The sequence below is a fragment of the Sulfitobacter sp. PR48 genome (genome assembly GCF_028807335.1).
Lineage (GTDB): Bacteria > Pseudomonadota > Alphaproteobacteria > Rhodobacterales > Rhodobacteraceae > Sulfitobacter.
This window is the reverse complement of sequence record NZ_JARAMM010000006.1, coordinates 206,896-222,455: the sequence shown is the minus strand read 5'-3', so window position 1 is coordinate 222,455 and position 15,560 is coordinate 206,896. Positions and strand designations below refer to the sequence as shown.

The window sequence follows — 15,560 nt, the reverse complement described above, 5'->3', positions numbered from 1 at the left end:
CGATGGCAACCAAACATTCCAATGTCTCGTTCCAGGTGATGTGGAACCGTCTGATCTCGGTGGTCGAGGAACAGGCACAGGCGCTTGTCCGCACGGCCTTTTCCACCAGCGTCCGCGAGGCGGGCGATTTGTCGGCGGGCGTCTATGACACCCATGGCCGGATGCTGGCGCAGGCGGTGACGGGGACGCCGGGGCACGTCAATGCCATGGCAGACGCGGTTGCGCATTTCATCCGGCGGATCGGCCGCCAGAACATGTTTGAGGGCGACGTCTACCTCACCAACGATCCCTGGGAAGGCACCGGCCACCTGCACGACATCACCATGGTCACGCCCTCCTTTCACAAGGGTGTCCTCGTCGGCTTCTTTGCCTGTACCGCCCATATCGTCGACATCGGCGGTCGCGGTTTTGGTGCAGATGCGGCCAGTGTCTATGAGGAGGGTCTCTATCTGCCGATCATGAAGTTCGCCGAACGCGGTGAGGTGGACGAAACCCTGATCCGGATTGTGCGTGGCAACGTGCGCGAACCCGACCAGCTGATCGGCGACATGTACGCGCTGGCGACCTGCAACGGGATCGGCCATCGCCGGCTGATCGAGATGATGACGGAATTCGATCTGGCCGATCTGGAGGGGATCGCGACCTTCATCCTCGACAACTCCCGCCGCGCGACGCTGGAGCGCATTGCCGCCCTGCCCCGCACCTCGGCGGAGGGTGAGATGACCGTTGACGGATTCGATGTGCCGATCACGCTGAAGGTAAAGGTCACGGTGCATGAAGACCGGATCGTGTCTGATTTCACCGGGACAAGCGGGCTGGACAAGAAGGGCATCAACTGCCCGCTGGTCTATACCAAGGCCTATGCCTGCTATGCGCTGAAGGTGGCGATTGCGCCGGAGATTCCGAACAACCACGCCTCCCTGGCCCCCTTCGAGATCGAAGCGCCAGAGAACACCATCGTCAACGCGGTGCATCCCGCGCCTGTCGCGCTGCGGCATATCGTGGGCCACTTCGTACCGGACACGGTGTTCAACGCCTTTGACAAGATCGTGCCCGGCCTTGTCCCGGCGGAGGGCGCGGGCTGTCTGTGCAACTTTCAGGTCTCGCTCCGGCCCCGGTCCGATGGGCCCGCGCCCGCCGATGCGCGGCGGTCCGAGGTGCTGACCTTCAACTCCGGCGGTTCAGGGGCGCGGCCCGAGTTCGACGGGCTGAACGCAACCGCCTTCCCCTCCGGTGTGATGACCATGCCGATCGAGGCGACAGAGCACGCAGGCCCGGTCATCATCTGGCGCAAGGAGTTGCGCCCCGACAGCGGCGGCGCGGGCCGGACGCGCGGCGGGCTGGGTCAGTTCATGGAAGTGGGCGCGATGGAAGGGCATGAATTCGACATTCAGGCCATGTTCGACCGGGGCCAGCATCCGGCACGGGGCAGTCGCGGCGGCCTTGATGGCGCGCCCACCACCATCGCGCTGGACGATGGCACGGAAATGCGCGTGAAGGGCAAGCAGTTTGTTCCCCATGGACGGAAGGTCGTCATGGCCTTCCCCGGTGGGGCCGGCTACGGCGACCCCAAGAGCCGCGACAAGGCTCTGGTCCGGCGCGATCTTGCGCGTGGCTATATCTCTGCCGAGACCGCTGCCCGCGACTACGGGCTGGGCGCAGAAGAGATCAGGGAAATCGAAGCTGCGATACGAAAAGGCGAGGACCTGTGAAAACACACAGGCGCCCCGCCGCCGGGGCGTCTATCTTCCCATGGTGTAGAATTCCGCGTTCGGCCGCATCGACGTGAAATTCGCCATCCGGTTCGACAGGCCGAAGAAGGAGGTCACACCGGCGATGTCCCAGATATCCTCATCGGTGAAACCATGCGCGCGCAGATCTTCGAAATCCTGCGTGCAGATCGCCTGGGCATTGTTCGAGACCTTCATGGCAAAATCCAGCATCGCCATCTGGCGCGGCGTGATGTCGGCCTTGCGGTAGTTGATGGCCACCTGATCGGCAATCAGCGGATCCTTTGCCCGGATGCGCAGGATCGCGCCATGGGCAACCACGCAATACTGACAGCCATTGTCGTTGGAGGTGGCGACGATGATCATCTCGCGGTCCGCCTTGGTCAACCCGCTGTCCTTTTCCATCAACGTGTCATGGTAGGCCATGAAGGCGCGAAACTCTTCCGGGCGGTGTGCGAGGGTCAGGAACACGTTGGGGATGAAGCCTGCTTTCTCCTGCACGCCAAGGATCGTTTCGCGTATGTCCTCGGGCATGTCCTCAAGCGCCGGTGTCGGATAGCGGCTGATGGGTTTGTCTGTCATGTATTGTCCTTTGGGAGAGTGATTTCGGTCATTGCGCGTTCAACCTTCCGGGCCTGCGGGGAAATCATCCGCTGCCCTGGCGGACCAGCGCGTCGATCTCTTGCTGGTAGACCTCGGAGCTGTCGCGGGTGTTCGCCGCCACGACCTCCACATTGACCATGCAGGTTTGCGCCGATGGCCCCTGCCCGAAGGCCGAGGTCGGAATGTCGAGGGTCAGGACATTGGGATTGCCCGACAGGTCGAGCCCGCTCTCCGGATCCCGCGTCAGCCAGGCCCCGACCGGCAGCACCAGAACGCCCTGACGCAGGGTCTCGGTCAGATGGGCCGTTGCGATGCATTGGCCGCGCGCGTTCCACAGCCGCACGGTATCCCCCTCCCCGATCTGACGCGCCCGGGCGTCTGCCGGATGCATGCGCACCTGTTCGCGGCCCTTGCGCTTCTGCTCAAGGCTGGATGGGCCGGTTTCAAGCTGGCTGTGCAGGCGGCCCGGCGGTTGGCTGGAGATGAGGTGAAGCATATCATCTGCCTGTGCCATTCCCAGCCATTCCGCAGGCTCCTGCCAGGCGGGATGGCTGGGAAATCCGGGCAGGTCCAGCTCGGCCAGCTTTTTGCTGCCAAGCACGATCTTCCCGCTTTCCGTTCGCAGGGGGTTCGCCGCCGGGTCGTCCCTGAACGCGGACAGATAGGTGTTGTCCCTTGTCATCGGCACCTGCACCCAGCCCTGTTCCCAGAAGTCATCGAAATCTGGCAGCCGGGTATCGGTGGCGGTGCGGATGTAATCCGCGCTTTGCTGGTAGAGATGGCGGATCCAGCCCATTTCGTCCCGCCCTTCGGTAAAACCCGCCTCGACCCCCAGATGGCGCGCGAGGGCGCTGAATATCTCGTAGTCGGAACGGGCCTCGCCCATCGGCTCGATCACCTTGTGCATTGCGACATAATGTTCAGAGCGCCGTGACCCGGCGATATCGTTGCGCTCAAGCGACGTGGTGGCTGGCAATATGATATCGGCACGGCGCGCCGTCGCCGTCATCATTGGATCCTGCACGATGATGGTTTCGGGGCGCTGCCAGGCCTCTTGCAGGCGGTTGAGGTCCTGATGATGGTGATAGGGGTTGCCCCCCGCCCAATAGACCAGCCGGATGTCCGGATAGCTGTGGGTCTCACCCTGATAGGTGAAGGGCGCCCCCGGTGACAACAGCAGGTCGCTGATGCGGGCCACCGGAATGAAACTGTCGATGGGCTTCGGCCCCTGTGACATACCGGGTGAGACTCCTTCCCCGAACGGGCCGCCAACCCCGTTGAGCGACCCGAAGCCATAGGCGACGCCGCCGCCCTTCAGCCCGATCTGCCCGATCAGCGCGGCAAGCCCCAGCGCCGACCAATAGACATGCTCGCCATGATGCGCCCGCTGCAAGGCCCAGCTCAGCGTCAGGAAACTGCGGGTGGCGGTCAGGCTCCTGGACAGGTCCCGAATGTGCGCGGCGGGAATGCCGGTGATCGCTTCGGCCCATTCCGCGTTCTTCTCGACACCATCCGTCTTTCCCGAAAGGTAATCGAGAAACTGCCCGGCCCCGCTGGTATGGCGATCCAGAAAGTCCTGATCGTGGCGGCCATCGCGCAGGATTTCACCCGCCAGCCCCAGCATCAGGGCCGCATCGGTGTTTGGTCTAATCGGCCACCAATCGGCCTCCATCCAGTCCGGCAGATCGTCCTTGCAAGGCGAGACGTGGACGATCCTGACCCCGGCATCGCGCAGCTTTCTCAGCATCTCGGGCAGCAGATGCGTGGCCAGACCCCCGGCTTCGGATTGGGCTGTGCGGGGGGTGAGAGCGCCGAACACCACCAGAGTCTCTGTGTTGCCGGGCAGCGTATCCATGGTTGTCGCCCGGCCAGAGCAGGCGTCGGCGCTGCCCAGAACATGCCGCAGGATCACCGGACCTGCGGCAATCGAATAGGTATCGACATGGCCGGTATAGCCGCCCACGAGGTTCAGCATCCGCTTGAGCAGGGTCGCCGCATGGTGGAACCGCCCGCAGCTTGTCCAGCCGTAGGAGCCGGCAAAGATCGAGGCGTTTCCGTGATCCTGGCTGACGCGCCCTATTTCCCCGGCCACCAGCGAAAGCGCCTCCTCCCAGCTTACTGGTATGAACCTGTCATTCCCGTTGCGGGCGCGATTGCCCGCAGCCCCGCCGGGTTGCCAGCCCTCGCGCACCATCGGTTGCAGGATGCGACGGTCCGTCTTGGTCCATTCCGTCACCGAAGGAATGATCGGGGACGGGTCCGGATCGCCCTTGAACGGCTCCGTGCCGACAAGGCGGCCGTTTTCGACCAGGCAGGTGAATGCACCCCAGTGAGTGCAATGCGGGATCCGTTGTGCCATCGGGATTTCCTTTGTCGGGGTTCGCGGGCCGGGACCGCGGCGTGGCCCGCGGGTTCTTTTCAGGACAGAGTAATAACGTTTGAATGCTTGCGCATGAAGTCTTCGTTCAGTTCCACGCCGAGCCCCGGCCCGTCCGGTACGGCAAAGTGTCCCTTTACCGGCTGAAGATCCTGCAGACAGATGTTCCGGTTGCCATCCAGCGTCGAATAGATGTGATGCTCGTGGATCTCGAAATTCGGGATAGAGGCCTCCACATGCAGGGCAGCGGCGGTGGAGATCGGCGTGCCGCAAACATGCCCCTGCACCGTCACCTCATAGATATGCGCCATGTCGCAGACTTTCTTGCCTTCGGTGATGCCCCCGACAAGGCAGAAATCCGGCTGCACCATGTCGAAGGCACCATCCTCCAGATATTCCCGGAACTGCCAGCGGGTGAAAATGCGTTCGCCCCCGGTCATGCGGGTCGAGGGCATGCGTTGTTTGAGTACCCGTGCCGGGAGGGCGCTGTTATAGTTCACGGCCTCTTCGACCATGAAGAGATCAAGATGCTCCAGCGCCTCCACCAGCCGCTGGCCGCCGGTGATGGAGGTCAGCGAATGCAGTTCAAGGATAATGTCGATATCCGGGCCGATGGCTTCGCGGATGGCAGTCATCCGGTCGACCGTGCGGTCCACGATCTCTCGTGTCAGCGCGCCTTTCAGGGTAAGCGGCGGCTGGATTTTCTTTTCCGTGTCGATCATCACCGGATCGACCTTGATGGCATCATAGCCTTCATCGACCGCGCGCATTGCCGCTGCGGCATATTCCTCGACCGAGCCGCAGGGGTCCATCCCGTCATTCCAGCCGAACTGGGTCTGGCTGGCATAGGTGCGCAGGTTGTCGTTGACCTTGCCGCCCAGCAGTTTCCAGACCGGCATGTCCAGCGCCTTGCCGATGATGTCCCAGCAGGCGATGTCGATGGCGCTCATTGCGCCATTGACGATCGGGCCGCAGGCACCGCCCCAGAAGGTCTGCCGGGTCAGGGTGTCAAAGATCTTTTCGCGTTCAAACGGGTCCATCCCGATGACGAAGCCTTCGACGAAATCGCGCAGGGCACCGACCCCGCCATGATGCGCGGCCCCATAGGCAAGACCTACCTCGCCGATGCCGGTCAGCCCCACGTCGGTCGTCAGTTTCAGGATGATCGGCCGCCAGCCGGTCTTGGTGTTGTGACGCTCCGAAAGACGGATGGTTGCGCTGTAGATTTCTGCCGATACGATCTTCAAGGCCGTGCTCCAAGTTTGAATGTGTCTGTTGTTGCCACCTTCAGGGCAATCTTACGCCCTGTGTCCGCCCGCCGCATTTCGTCTGCCGAAGCGCGGCGGCTCACGCCCGGGCGGGGAATGACGCGCGACGATATCTCTGGCTGGCAATCGACTGCTGTCACGAAAGTCGGGATCGGGCAGAACCACGGAACCGGCGCGAACCCGGTCAGGGCCACATGAGCCGTCTTCAGCAAGTGTTTCACAATTTCCCAGCTTTTATCGGATAGCGATTTTGTATTTTGTATATCAAACTAGTATCCTCAAAACTGTGCGGTCAATAATAATTTTTGACCTGGGATGCCCGTTCGGCTTTAATGCCCCTCAACTTTCCGAAGAGAATGGGGAACCTGGCGATGGGGTCGAACGCGCTTCTCAAGGCGATGCAGGTGCTTGAGACCTTTCAGAACGACAATGGCGCGCTCACGGTTCAGGATATGGCCGATCTGACCCGGCAAACCAAAAGCTCCGCCCAACGCAGCGTCTATACGCTTGAAAAGCTGGGGTATCTGGAACGCTACGACGACGGTGCCCGCTATGTGCCGGGGCGATCCTGCCTGGGTCCGGCTTATGGGTTTCTGCAGAACAACCGGTTGCTGGAGGCCGCGACACCCTTCCTGCTGGACCTCTCCGAAAAAGTCGGCATGCGGGCGCACCTTTCCGTGCTGGAAGGGACCGATATCATCTACCTGTCCCGTATCCCGTCGCAGGAAGAGCGGCTGACCCTCTCGCCGCTGGGAAAACGCTGGCCTGCAGTCAATGCCAGTTCCGGCCGGGCGATTCTGGCGGCCCTGCCCGCAGAGGAACGGGAGCGCATTATCACGGCATCACGGTTGAAGAAGATCACATCCCAGACGCTTGTCGATCTGCCCTCTATCTCCGAGGCCATTCAGAAAGCGAAGGCTGACGGCTACGCTTACCAGCGCGAGGAGGTTCTGCCCGGCGTCGCCTCTGTCAGTTCGGCTGTTGTCGGAACAAATGGCCAGGTGTACGGCGCGGTCATTCTGAGCGGCCCCGTGGCCAGGTTCCAGGATCCCGAAGATAGGCACAGGTTGGGCGAGGCGGTTGTGCAGGCCACATGTTCAATCGGGGCATGCAACCTGTCATGAGAATGGTCGAAGCTCTGGACAACGCGCAGCGGGACGGCGAAAAGCAGGACCCGAGGTTTCTGACCTCGGTGGCGCGCGGGTTCCGGGTGCTGGAGGCCCTGTCGGCGCACTACGGTGCGATGTCGCTGACCGAACTGTCGCGCAAGACCGACCTGACCGTCCCCACGCTTCAACGCTTGACGGCAACCCTTGTCGAAGCCGGTTACGTTGAAAAGGAGCCGAGTTCCAAACGCTACGGTCTGACGGTCAAGACCGTCGACCTGCTGTTCAGCTACCTTTCCCGCAACCAGTTCGCCGAACGCGCCTGGCCGCATCTCGTGCACCTCAGGGAAACCCTGGGCGTCAGCATTTCGATGTCGATCCCGCTTCAGGATTCGATGATCTATGTCCACCGCCTCGCGGCCTATGCGGGCGATTTCGAAAACACGCTGCCGGGGAAAAAGATCCCGCTGTGCCTGTCCGCCGCTGGCCGCTGTGTCCTGTCGCAGCAGCCCCGGCAGGTCGTGGAACGCTACCTCGCGCAGGTTACCATACCGGCCCTCACCCCCTTCTCTCTGACCGATCCCGAGAAGATCCTGGCCGAAATCGACCTCTGCCGCGTGCGGGGCTATGCCCTTGTCAAACGGGAGACCTCCCCGGGGCTGATGACCATCGCCTGCCCGGCGATGCGGGGTAAAACCGCCATCGCCGGGATTTCGGCGCATGTCCCCCTGGCAGGCAACGATGAGGAGGCATTTGTCGCCAAAGTGTTGCAGCCCGTCGTCTCGGTCTCTCATGCATTGAGCGCCGGATGAAGGCGGGTGGTGCAATCAAATTCTCCGGTTACCTGCCGGAATTCGGAACCTGTATCGTCAATGAAACCGGCAACGTGAGATCATGAACCTGCGCTTCCTCCGGACCGTCGTCGAACTGGCGCAAAGCCCGTCGTTGAACGCCGCCGCCAAAAAACTCAACCTCAGCCATTCGGCGGTGAGCCTGCAGATCAAGGCGCTGGAAGACGAACTCCAGTTCGCCATACTTGATCGGTCCAAGCGCCCGCCCATCCTGACCCCGCAAGGGCTGGCCCTTGTCGAACAAGCGCGCCGGATGGAGGATGTCGTGAGCGACATTCAGGCGCTGGCGGACACCAACCGGTTTTTCGGCAGGGTCTCTGTGGGTGCTGCCCCCTCCACCATCCAGACGCTGGTGGCGCCGACACTCGCCAGGCTCAGCGTCGAACACGCGGACCTTGAGATCGAATTGATCGCCGGGCTGTCCCATGACCTGATCAACATGGTTCTGGACGGGTCGATCCATGTGGCGCTGGTGACCGATCCGGGCGCATCTTATCCAAACCTTGCCACCTTGCCGGTCTGCAGCGAACCGTTTCAGCTGTGGGTGTCGGATCTGGAGACATCGGACGATTACCATACGATCCTGCGCACCCGGCCTTTCATATGGTTCACCCGCAGCACCGCCCTGTCCCGTCGCGCGGAGGCTTACCTGCAAAGGAACAGGATCAATGTCCTGTCCAAAATGGATGTGAACTCCTTTGAAGGTGTCGAAGCGCTGGTCCGTCACAATCTGGGCATTTCGATCCTGCCCAAGCGGGCGCTTGCACCGCCTCCGCGCGGGATAAGGGCCATTGATCTGGAGGGCGGGGAGCTGAACCGCGAAGTCGTTCTGGCGAGCCGAAGGAACTCTCCGCGCAAACAGCTTGTCCAACGGATACATGAGGTGCTGCTGTCACTGATTGAAGGGCAATCGGCGGACGCAGATGGCGGTACGGAAACCAACACACCACTGGTGTAACCTCACCACACAGGGCGATGCTGCGCATCTTGATCCGGGCTCTGGTGCTTGCCAGCTACAATGAAAGTTTTTTCAACATTAGATTAAAGAATTTCAACCTAACGTATGAATATCTAACGGCCCTATGATCAGCGAAAGATGGTCAAAGGAAAAACCTGATGAGCAACGCATCCCTGGGCAATCTCCGGATTCTGGATCTCAGCCGAATTCTCGCCGGACCTTCCTGTACCCAGATGCTTGGCGATCTTGGCGCGGATATCATCAAGATCGAACGCAAGGGTGTTGGTGACGATACCCGCACCTGGGGACCTCCCTTTGTCACCCCGAAGGAAGGCCGCGCGACGGAAAGCGCCTATTATCTTGCCGCCAACCGCAACAAGCGGTCCGTCGAAATAGATTTCAACGACCCGGAGGATCTGGCGCGGCTCCTTGCGCTGATGGAAACCGCCGATGTCGTTGTCGAGAACTTCAAGACCGGGGCGCTGAAGAAATACGGGCTGGATTATTCCCAGCTGGCAGAACGCCTGCCGCGTCTGGTGTGGTGTTCGATCACGGGCTTCGGGCAGACCGGGCCAAATGCCCATCGGCCGGGATACGATCTGCTGGCGCAGGGGTTTGGCGGGTTGATGAGCATCACCGGCGAGGCTGGCGGTGAGCCGATGAAGGTCGGGGTCGGCATCACCGACCTCTGCACCGGCCTGCACGCCTCCGTTGCGATCCTGGCGGCGCTGCGCCACCGCGATGCGACCGGCGAGGGACAATTGATTGATCTGGCTCTGGCGGATGTGCAAATGGCAATGCTGGCCAACCAGGGCACCAATTACCTCACCTCCGGCACCTCGCCCACACGCGCGGGCAACCAGCATCCGAACATCGTACCCTATCAGGTTTTCGAGGTCCGCGACGGCCATGTGATTGTCGCTGTCGGGAATGATGAGCAGTACAAGCGGTTTTGCGGGTTGATCGGGCGGCCGGACCTGGCCGAAGATCCGCGTTTCGTCACCAACCCCCTGCGGATCGAAAACCGCCATGAAATCGTCTCGCTGATTGCCAAGACACTGCTGGATATCACCCGTGACGACCTGCTGAAGGGGATGGAAGAAAAGGGAATCCCCGGTGGGCCGATCAACACGGTCGGGGAAGCGCTTGAAAGCGACCAGGCCCGTGCCCGCGGCATGAAGATCGAAATGGCGCAGGAATACGCCCAGTCCGGTTCGGTCAGCCTGATCGGCAATCCGATCCGAATGTCCAGAACCCCCGTCACCTACAGGTTCGCCCCGCCGAAACTCGGCACGGATACGCCCCTGGCGTTCTGGGCGGATGCGCAACCCAGCAAGATTTGAGGACCAGATGAACACTCACACCGCATTCAGCACCTACAGGCTGCCGGATAATCCCTGGCTGAGCAAAATGCAGGCCCTGTCAAAGGATATTGCCAGCCGCGCTGCCGAATGGGATCAGACCCGCAGCTACTGCTGGCCCGTGGTCAGGGATCTGGCCAAGGCGGGGCTGATGGGGATGTCCATCCCCCAGCGGTTCGGCGGCGGCGGGGCCAGCTTTCTACAGGTTGCGCAGGTGGTCGAGGAAGCCGCGCGCAGCTGCACGCTGACCGCCCGCATCCTTGTGGAAGCCAACATGGGCGGCATCAGCGCCGTCATGGCCTATGGCACCGACCAGCAGCGCGAGTTCTGCGCGCCGATCGTGCTGGCCGGGGACAAGCCGGCGATCTGCATCACGGAGCCGGATGCCGGAAGCGCCGCAAGCGAGATGCAGACCCGCGCCGACAGGAAGGGGGACCGCTGGGTCCTGAACGGCTGCAAGCACTGGATCACCGGCGGCGGTGTCTCAAAACTCCATCTGATCTTTGCCCGATGCTTCGACGAAGGAGGCGCGGAGCTGGGGATCGGCGGATTCCTGGTCCATGTGGACCCGGAGCAGAGTATCGACCCAAAGGGTTTCGAGGTTACCCGCCGCGAACGCACCATGGGGCTTTGCGGGATGCCCGAAGCCGAATTGCGGTTCTCTGATCTTGAGGTTTCCGAGGAGATGCGGCTCAGCACGCCTTCCGGGTTTGGCCGGGGATTTGCCGACCTCATGACCGCCTACAACAGCCAGCGCGTGGGCGCCGGCACCATCGCGATGGGCGTCGCGGCTGGCGCGCTGGACCATGCAAAACGCTATCTGGGCGAGCGCAAGCAGTTTGGCCGCCCACTGGCCGAATTCCAGGGTCTGCAATGGATGATTGCCGATATGGATGCGCAGGTTCACGCTTCCCGTCTGATGTTGTTCGAAGCGGCGCAATCGGCGGAATGGGACGGCAACCGCTTTCCCGACATGATGATGGCCGCCCGTGCGAAGGCATTTGCATCCGAAAACGCGATCAAGGTCGTGAGCGATGCGTTGCAGATGTTCGGCGCACGCGGATACGGTGATCAGGAACCGCTTGAAAGAATGTACCGGGACGTGCGCATGTTCACCATCGGCGGCGGTACGGCGCAGATCCTCAAGACACAGGTGGCAGGTGCTGTGCTGGGGATCAAGACTCCGCAAAGCCGCAGTGGCTATGCGCAGAACAAATTCTGACGCGGGGAGGACAACAGAATGTCGATGAAACAATACTCTGACCCCTACGGCCTCGCATTCACGGCGAGCGCTCCCGACAGCGTGGAGACGATTTCCAGGTTCACCACGTCCTACATGGGGTTCCGCCGGGAGACGGGCGCCATCCTGAAGGATTTGACAGAGAGCGACCCGGATATGCCCATGGCGCGCTGTGCCAAAGGTTATCTTGCAAAGCTGATGGGCAGTTCCAACCACTCGGCCCGCGCGGTCTCGATCTCGGAAGATCTGGATGCGCATCTCGAAAAGGTGGGCGCGAACGACCGCGAGAAACTGCATGCTGCCGCCCTGGCAGCCTGGTGCCGTGGAGACCTGGACAAGACAACTTCGATCTGGGAGAAAATTCTTCTGGATCATCCGATGGATGGTCTGGCGCTTCGGCTGGCGCATTTCACGCATTTCTATTCGGGAGACGGCCGGAAAATGCGCGACTCCATGGCGCGGCACCTGCCGCTCTGGCCGAAGGACCACCCGAACTACGGCTTCCTGCTGGGCATGTATGCCTTCGGGCTGGAGGAATCCGGCCAGTTCGAAAAGGCGGAACGTTACGGACGGGCCGCTGTCGAACGGAACCCGAAAGACGCCTGGTCCGTCCACTCCATTGCCCATGTGATGGAAATGACCGAGCGCCAGGAAGAAGGCATCGCATGGATTGCCGGGCTCGAAAGCGACTGGTCGACGGTCAACAACTTCCGCTTTCATCTCTACTGGCACAAGTGCCTGTTCCATCTGGAACGGGGCGAATTCGATCAGGTCCTGAAACTCTATGACGAACAGATTTCCTCGGATATTGAATCGGATTTCTACCTCGACATCTGCAATTGCTCCTCGCTGCTCTGGCGGCTTGAGATGTTCGGCGTCAATGTGGGCGACCGTTGGCGCGCCCTGACGGACGTGGCGCGCAAGCACCTGCATGACCGCGATCTGATCTTTGTGTCGCTGCACTATCTCATGGCATTGGTCGCCAACGGGGACCGCAAGGCGGCGGATCAGATGATCGAGAGCATGCGCGAATGGGCCCAGCTGGATGAAACACAGGCACGGATCTGCGCCACCGTTGGCCTGGCCGTGGCCAAAGGGCTGCAACTGTCGCGTGACGGCAAATATGCCGAGGCGGTCGCGGCAATCAAACCCGTGCGCTACGATCTGGACCTTGTGGGTGGCAGCAAGGCACAACGGGACGTCTTCATCATGATCATGCTGGATGCGGCCAAGGCCAGCAACGACGCGCTGGTCGCGCGCGCCCTGTTTTCGGAACGCCTGGGCGAAAAAGTGCATTCCAGCTGGACCTGGAAGAACTACAGCACGATCCTGGAATCCAGCGGCAAGTCCGAAGAAGCGGCATTTGCCGCCGGCAAGGCGCAGGAGATCCGCGTAAGCTGAGCTGACGCTCCGGCCCCCCGTGCCGCTTCGCGATGAAAGTGCATTCAGCCCGCGCTGGCCACAGCCTCTTCGAAGGTGTCGACCATCTCATCCACATGACCCGTCTCAAGAACAAAGGGCGGCGAGATGATGAAAGTGTCGGCAAGGTTTCGAATGATCACACCCTTTTCCCTGCAGTGGTCCGAAATTCGGCCGCCGACTTTCCGGGAGATGTCAAAGGGCCGCCTCGTCTCCGGATTGGCAAGCTCCACCCCGATCATGAGACCCTGACCGCGCACATCGCCGATCATGTCGTGGCGGCTTTGAACCTCTTTCAGGCGTTTCAGGAAATAGGCCCCGACCCGGCCCGCGTTCTCGGGCAGGTTTTCGTCTTCCACGATCCTGAGGCTGGCCAGCGCCGCGGCACAGGCCAGCGGATGCCCGGCGTATGTATTGCCGTGCGCAAAGGCCTTCGGGCTGAATTGCGCCGTGTCCCCCGTGTCAAAGGCTTCGGCCACTTTCGCATTCATCATCGTGGCGCCCAGGGGAATGTAGCCGCTGTTGATGCCTTTGGCGAAAGTCATGATGTCGGGTTTGACGCCCCAGTGGCGGCTGCCCATCATCGTACCCAGTCGGCCAAACCCGGTGACAACCTCGTCCGCGATGAGCAGGATGTCATACTTGTCGCAGATCTCGCGCAGGCGCGGCCAGTAGTTGGCGGGCGGCACGATCACCCCGCCGGCACCCTGTACCGGCTCGGCGATGAAGGCGGCGACGGTGCCCGGACCCTGATACTGAATCTCGCGTTCCAGCATATCGGCACAGATCCGACCCAGTTCTTCGTGATCTTGCGTGTAGGGGTTGCCATAAAGATGAGGTGTTTCGACCTGTATGAAACCGGGCAGAAGCGGTTCGAAATATTCGCGATTTGACGTGATGCCGTTCGCGGACAGGGCACCAAGCGTGACACCGTGATAGCCGCGCTTGAGAGAGATGATCTTGGTCTTCGCAGCCTCGCCGCGCAGACGCCAGTACTGGCGCACCAGTTTGAACGCGGCTTCCACAGCTTCGGAGCCGCCCGAGGAAAAGAAGGCACGCACCATCCCCTCCGGCCTGGTCAACTGGCACAGACGTTCCGCAAGTTCGACTGACGGCATGTTCGTCGTGCCGCCAAAGATCGTGTAATAGCTGATGCGGTCGAGCTGGGCCTTGATGGCTTCCTTGATCTCCTCCCGCCCGTGGCCGACATTGACGTTCCACAAGCCGGCCTGGCCGTCGATGTAGCGTTTGCCGGTGGAATCGGTGATGTACACGCCCTCGCCGCTTTCGACGACGACCGGCGGATTCTCGGTCAGGTGACCGATGTTCGCGAAAGGATACAGGATGCTGTCTGCCAGCCTGCTGTTGCTCCGGGTTGCCATTTCAAACCTCCTGGTGGGCCTGCGAAACAGGCCGATATTCTGCGGCAGGAACCGTCAGCCAGCCCGCATTGCCGGGTCGGCTGAACGCGCCTTGCCTGCCCGGACGGGGATCGCCGGGAAATTAACGTAAGATATACGATGCCGACCGCGTGATACGGCAGGGTCGGGGCGCGCCCATGTCCGACGACGCGCCTCGTTCCGGTCCGCCTACTTCAGCAGCTCGGTCCAGATCTTGGTATAAAGTGCCTGAACATCGGCCGGGCAGGTCTGCATGAATGAACCGGCATCGAGATGCTCCTCGGGAATGACGATTTCCGGCGCATCCTGCATGTCTTCGGGCATAAAGGCTGCGGACCCTTCGATGCCATTGGCATAGCGCGCAAAGGCCGAAATCAGCGCGGCATTCTCGGGCGCCATGATGAAGTTCTGGAACAGCTTGGCGTTCTCGACGTTCTGGGCCTCTTTCAGGACGGCGACATTGTCCATCCACAGGGGGTAGCCCTCCTTCGGATAGCCATAGACGATATCCGGGTTCTGCAGGCGCGCGCGCATGGTCGCACCGCTCCACCCGGTGCCGCCGGACACATCGCCTTTGACGACCTGCTCGATGGAATCATATTCGATCGAGATCCACTTCGGCTTGGCGGCCTGCAGGGTGTCGCGGACCTTCTTGAGCACTTCCAGGTCGCCGGTGCAGGGCTCGCCGCCTGCATAGGACACTGCCATATGCATGACGTCGGACAGCTCTGGGATGACCGTGACCTTGTCGATCAGTTCCTGCGGCGGATCGAGGAAGATGGCGGAAGTGTTCGGATCGCCCGAATAGACGGATGTGTTCACGAAAACGCCGGTCGATCCCCATTGCCATGGGACAGAGTAATGTCGGCCCGGATCGAAGGGCACGTCGATCCAGCGCTCCGCCACATGCTCGAAATTCTCCATCTGGTCAGGGCGCGTCTCAAGCAGCAGATCTTCTTCGATCCAGATGTTCAGGACGCTGGAGGAGGTGACCACCATGTCCAGCCCGTGACCGCCCTGGCGGACCTTTGCCAGCGCCGTGTCGTTTGAATCGAAATCCGTGAGCGTGACCTTGACGTCATATTGCTCTTCGAATTTCTCGATCAGTTCGGGATTGGTGTAATTGCCCCAGTTGAAGATGTTGAGGGTGCCTTCGGCCTGCGCCGCGCCGCTGAAGGCGATCAGCGCGAGGCCCGTTGCGGTTGTTCCGGATTTCCAGTTCATTTTATAGTTCCCTGTTGTTGTTG

12 protein-coding genes are annotated in these 15,560 nt (G+C 61.4%); 7 read left to right on the top strand and 5 right to left on the bottom strand.

Annotated elements, in window-relative coordinates; translation table 11 throughout:
- Positions 1-2 precede the first annotated feature (2 nt).
- Entirely contained in the window at positions 3-1,712 is a 1,710-nt protein-coding gene (locus PVW51_RS10330) for a hydantoinase B/oxoprolinase family protein (protein WP_274574938.1), read from the top strand.
- Positions 1,713-1,742: 30 nt separating this feature from the next.
- Here PVW51_RS10330 and PVW51_RS10325 read toward each other — a convergent pair whose 3' ends face one another.
- The 3 genes from PVW51_RS10325 to PVW51_RS10315 form a co-directional block, all read right to left on the bottom strand.
- The gene (locus PVW51_RS10325; RefSeq protein WP_274574937.1) at positions 1,743-2,312 is read right to left on the bottom strand and encodes a peroxidase-related enzyme; all 570 of its coding nucleotides are present in this window, start codon (positions 2,310-2,312) and stop codon (positions 1,743-1,745) included.
- A 64-nt stretch (positions 2,313-2,376) separates the two neighbouring features.
- Complete coding sequence (locus PVW51_RS10320; RefSeq protein ID WP_274574936.1) at positions 2,377-4,692, bottom strand: molybdopterin-dependent oxidoreductase; 2,316 nt, start codon at positions 4,690-4,692, stop codon at positions 2,377-2,379.
- A 59-nt stretch (positions 4,693-4,751) separates the two neighbouring features.
- On the bottom strand, positions 4,752-5,957 hold the full coding sequence (locus PVW51_RS10315; RefSeq protein WP_274574935.1) for a mandelate racemase/muconate lactonizing enzyme family protein: 1,206 nt from the start codon (positions 5,955-5,957) through the stop codon (positions 4,752-4,754).
- Between the two features lie 377 nt (positions 5,958-6,334).
- Here PVW51_RS10315 and PVW51_RS10310 point away from each other — a divergent pair, with 377 nt between their 5' ends.
- The 6 genes from PVW51_RS10310 (at position 6,335) to PVW51_RS10285 (ending at position 12,895) form a co-directional block, all read left to right on the top strand.
- Positions 6,335-7,102, top strand: a complete 768-nt coding sequence (locus PVW51_RS10310) for an IclR family transcriptional regulator (RefSeq protein ID WP_274574934.1) — start codon at positions 6,335-6,337, stop codon at positions 7,100-7,102.
- Positions 7,099-7,896: an IclR family transcriptional regulator gene (locus PVW51_RS10305; protein WP_274574933.1), complete on the top strand. Its 798-nt coding sequence runs from the start codon at positions 7,099-7,101 to the stop codon at positions 7,894-7,896. The genes PVW51_RS10310 and PVW51_RS10305 overlap by 4 nt, the downstream gene beginning before the upstream one ends.
- An 82-nt stretch (positions 7,897-7,978) precedes the next feature.
- The gene (locus PVW51_RS10300; RefSeq protein ID WP_274574932.1) at positions 7,979-8,893 is read left to right on the top strand and encodes a LysR family transcriptional regulator; all 915 of its coding nucleotides are present in this window, start codon (positions 7,979-7,981) and stop codon (positions 8,891-8,893) included.
- Between the two features lie 158 nt (positions 8,894-9,051).
- The gene (locus PVW51_RS10295; protein ID WP_274574931.1) at positions 9,052-10,236 is read left to right on the top strand and encodes a CaiB/BaiF CoA transferase family protein; all 1,185 of its coding nucleotides are present in this window, start codon (positions 9,052-9,054) and stop codon (positions 10,234-10,236) included.
- 7 nt (positions 10,237-10,243) lie between these two features.
- Positions 10,244-11,476, top strand: coding sequence for a 3-sulfinopropanoyl-CoA desulfinase (gene acdA, locus PVW51_RS10290; RefSeq protein WP_274574930.1), 1,233 nt, complete (start codon positions 10,244-10,246; stop codon positions 11,474-11,476).
- A gap of 18 nt (positions 11,477-11,494) precedes the next feature.
- Positions 11,495-12,895 (top strand): tetratricopeptide repeat protein, encoded by a 1,401-nt coding sequence (locus tag PVW51_RS10285; protein ID WP_274574929.1) that lies wholly within the window; start codon positions 11,495-11,497, stop codon positions 12,893-12,895.
- Between the two features lie 44 nt (positions 12,896-12,939).
- On the opposite strand, the gene PVW51_RS10280 is transcribed toward PVW51_RS10285, so the two are convergent.
- Both PVW51_RS10280 and PVW51_RS10275 read right to left on the bottom strand, forming a co-directional pair.
- Positions 12,940-14,295, bottom strand: coding sequence for an aminotransferase class III-fold pyridoxal phosphate-dependent enzyme (locus tag PVW51_RS10280; protein ID WP_274574928.1), 1,356 nt, complete (start codon positions 14,293-14,295; stop codon positions 12,940-12,942).
- A gap of 207 nt (positions 14,296-14,502) precedes the next feature.
- Positions 14,503-15,537, bottom strand: a complete 1,035-nt coding sequence (locus PVW51_RS10275; protein ID WP_269367173.1) for an extracellular solute-binding protein — start codon at positions 15,535-15,537, stop codon at positions 14,503-14,505.
- Positions 15,538-15,560: the final 23 nt, after the last annotated feature.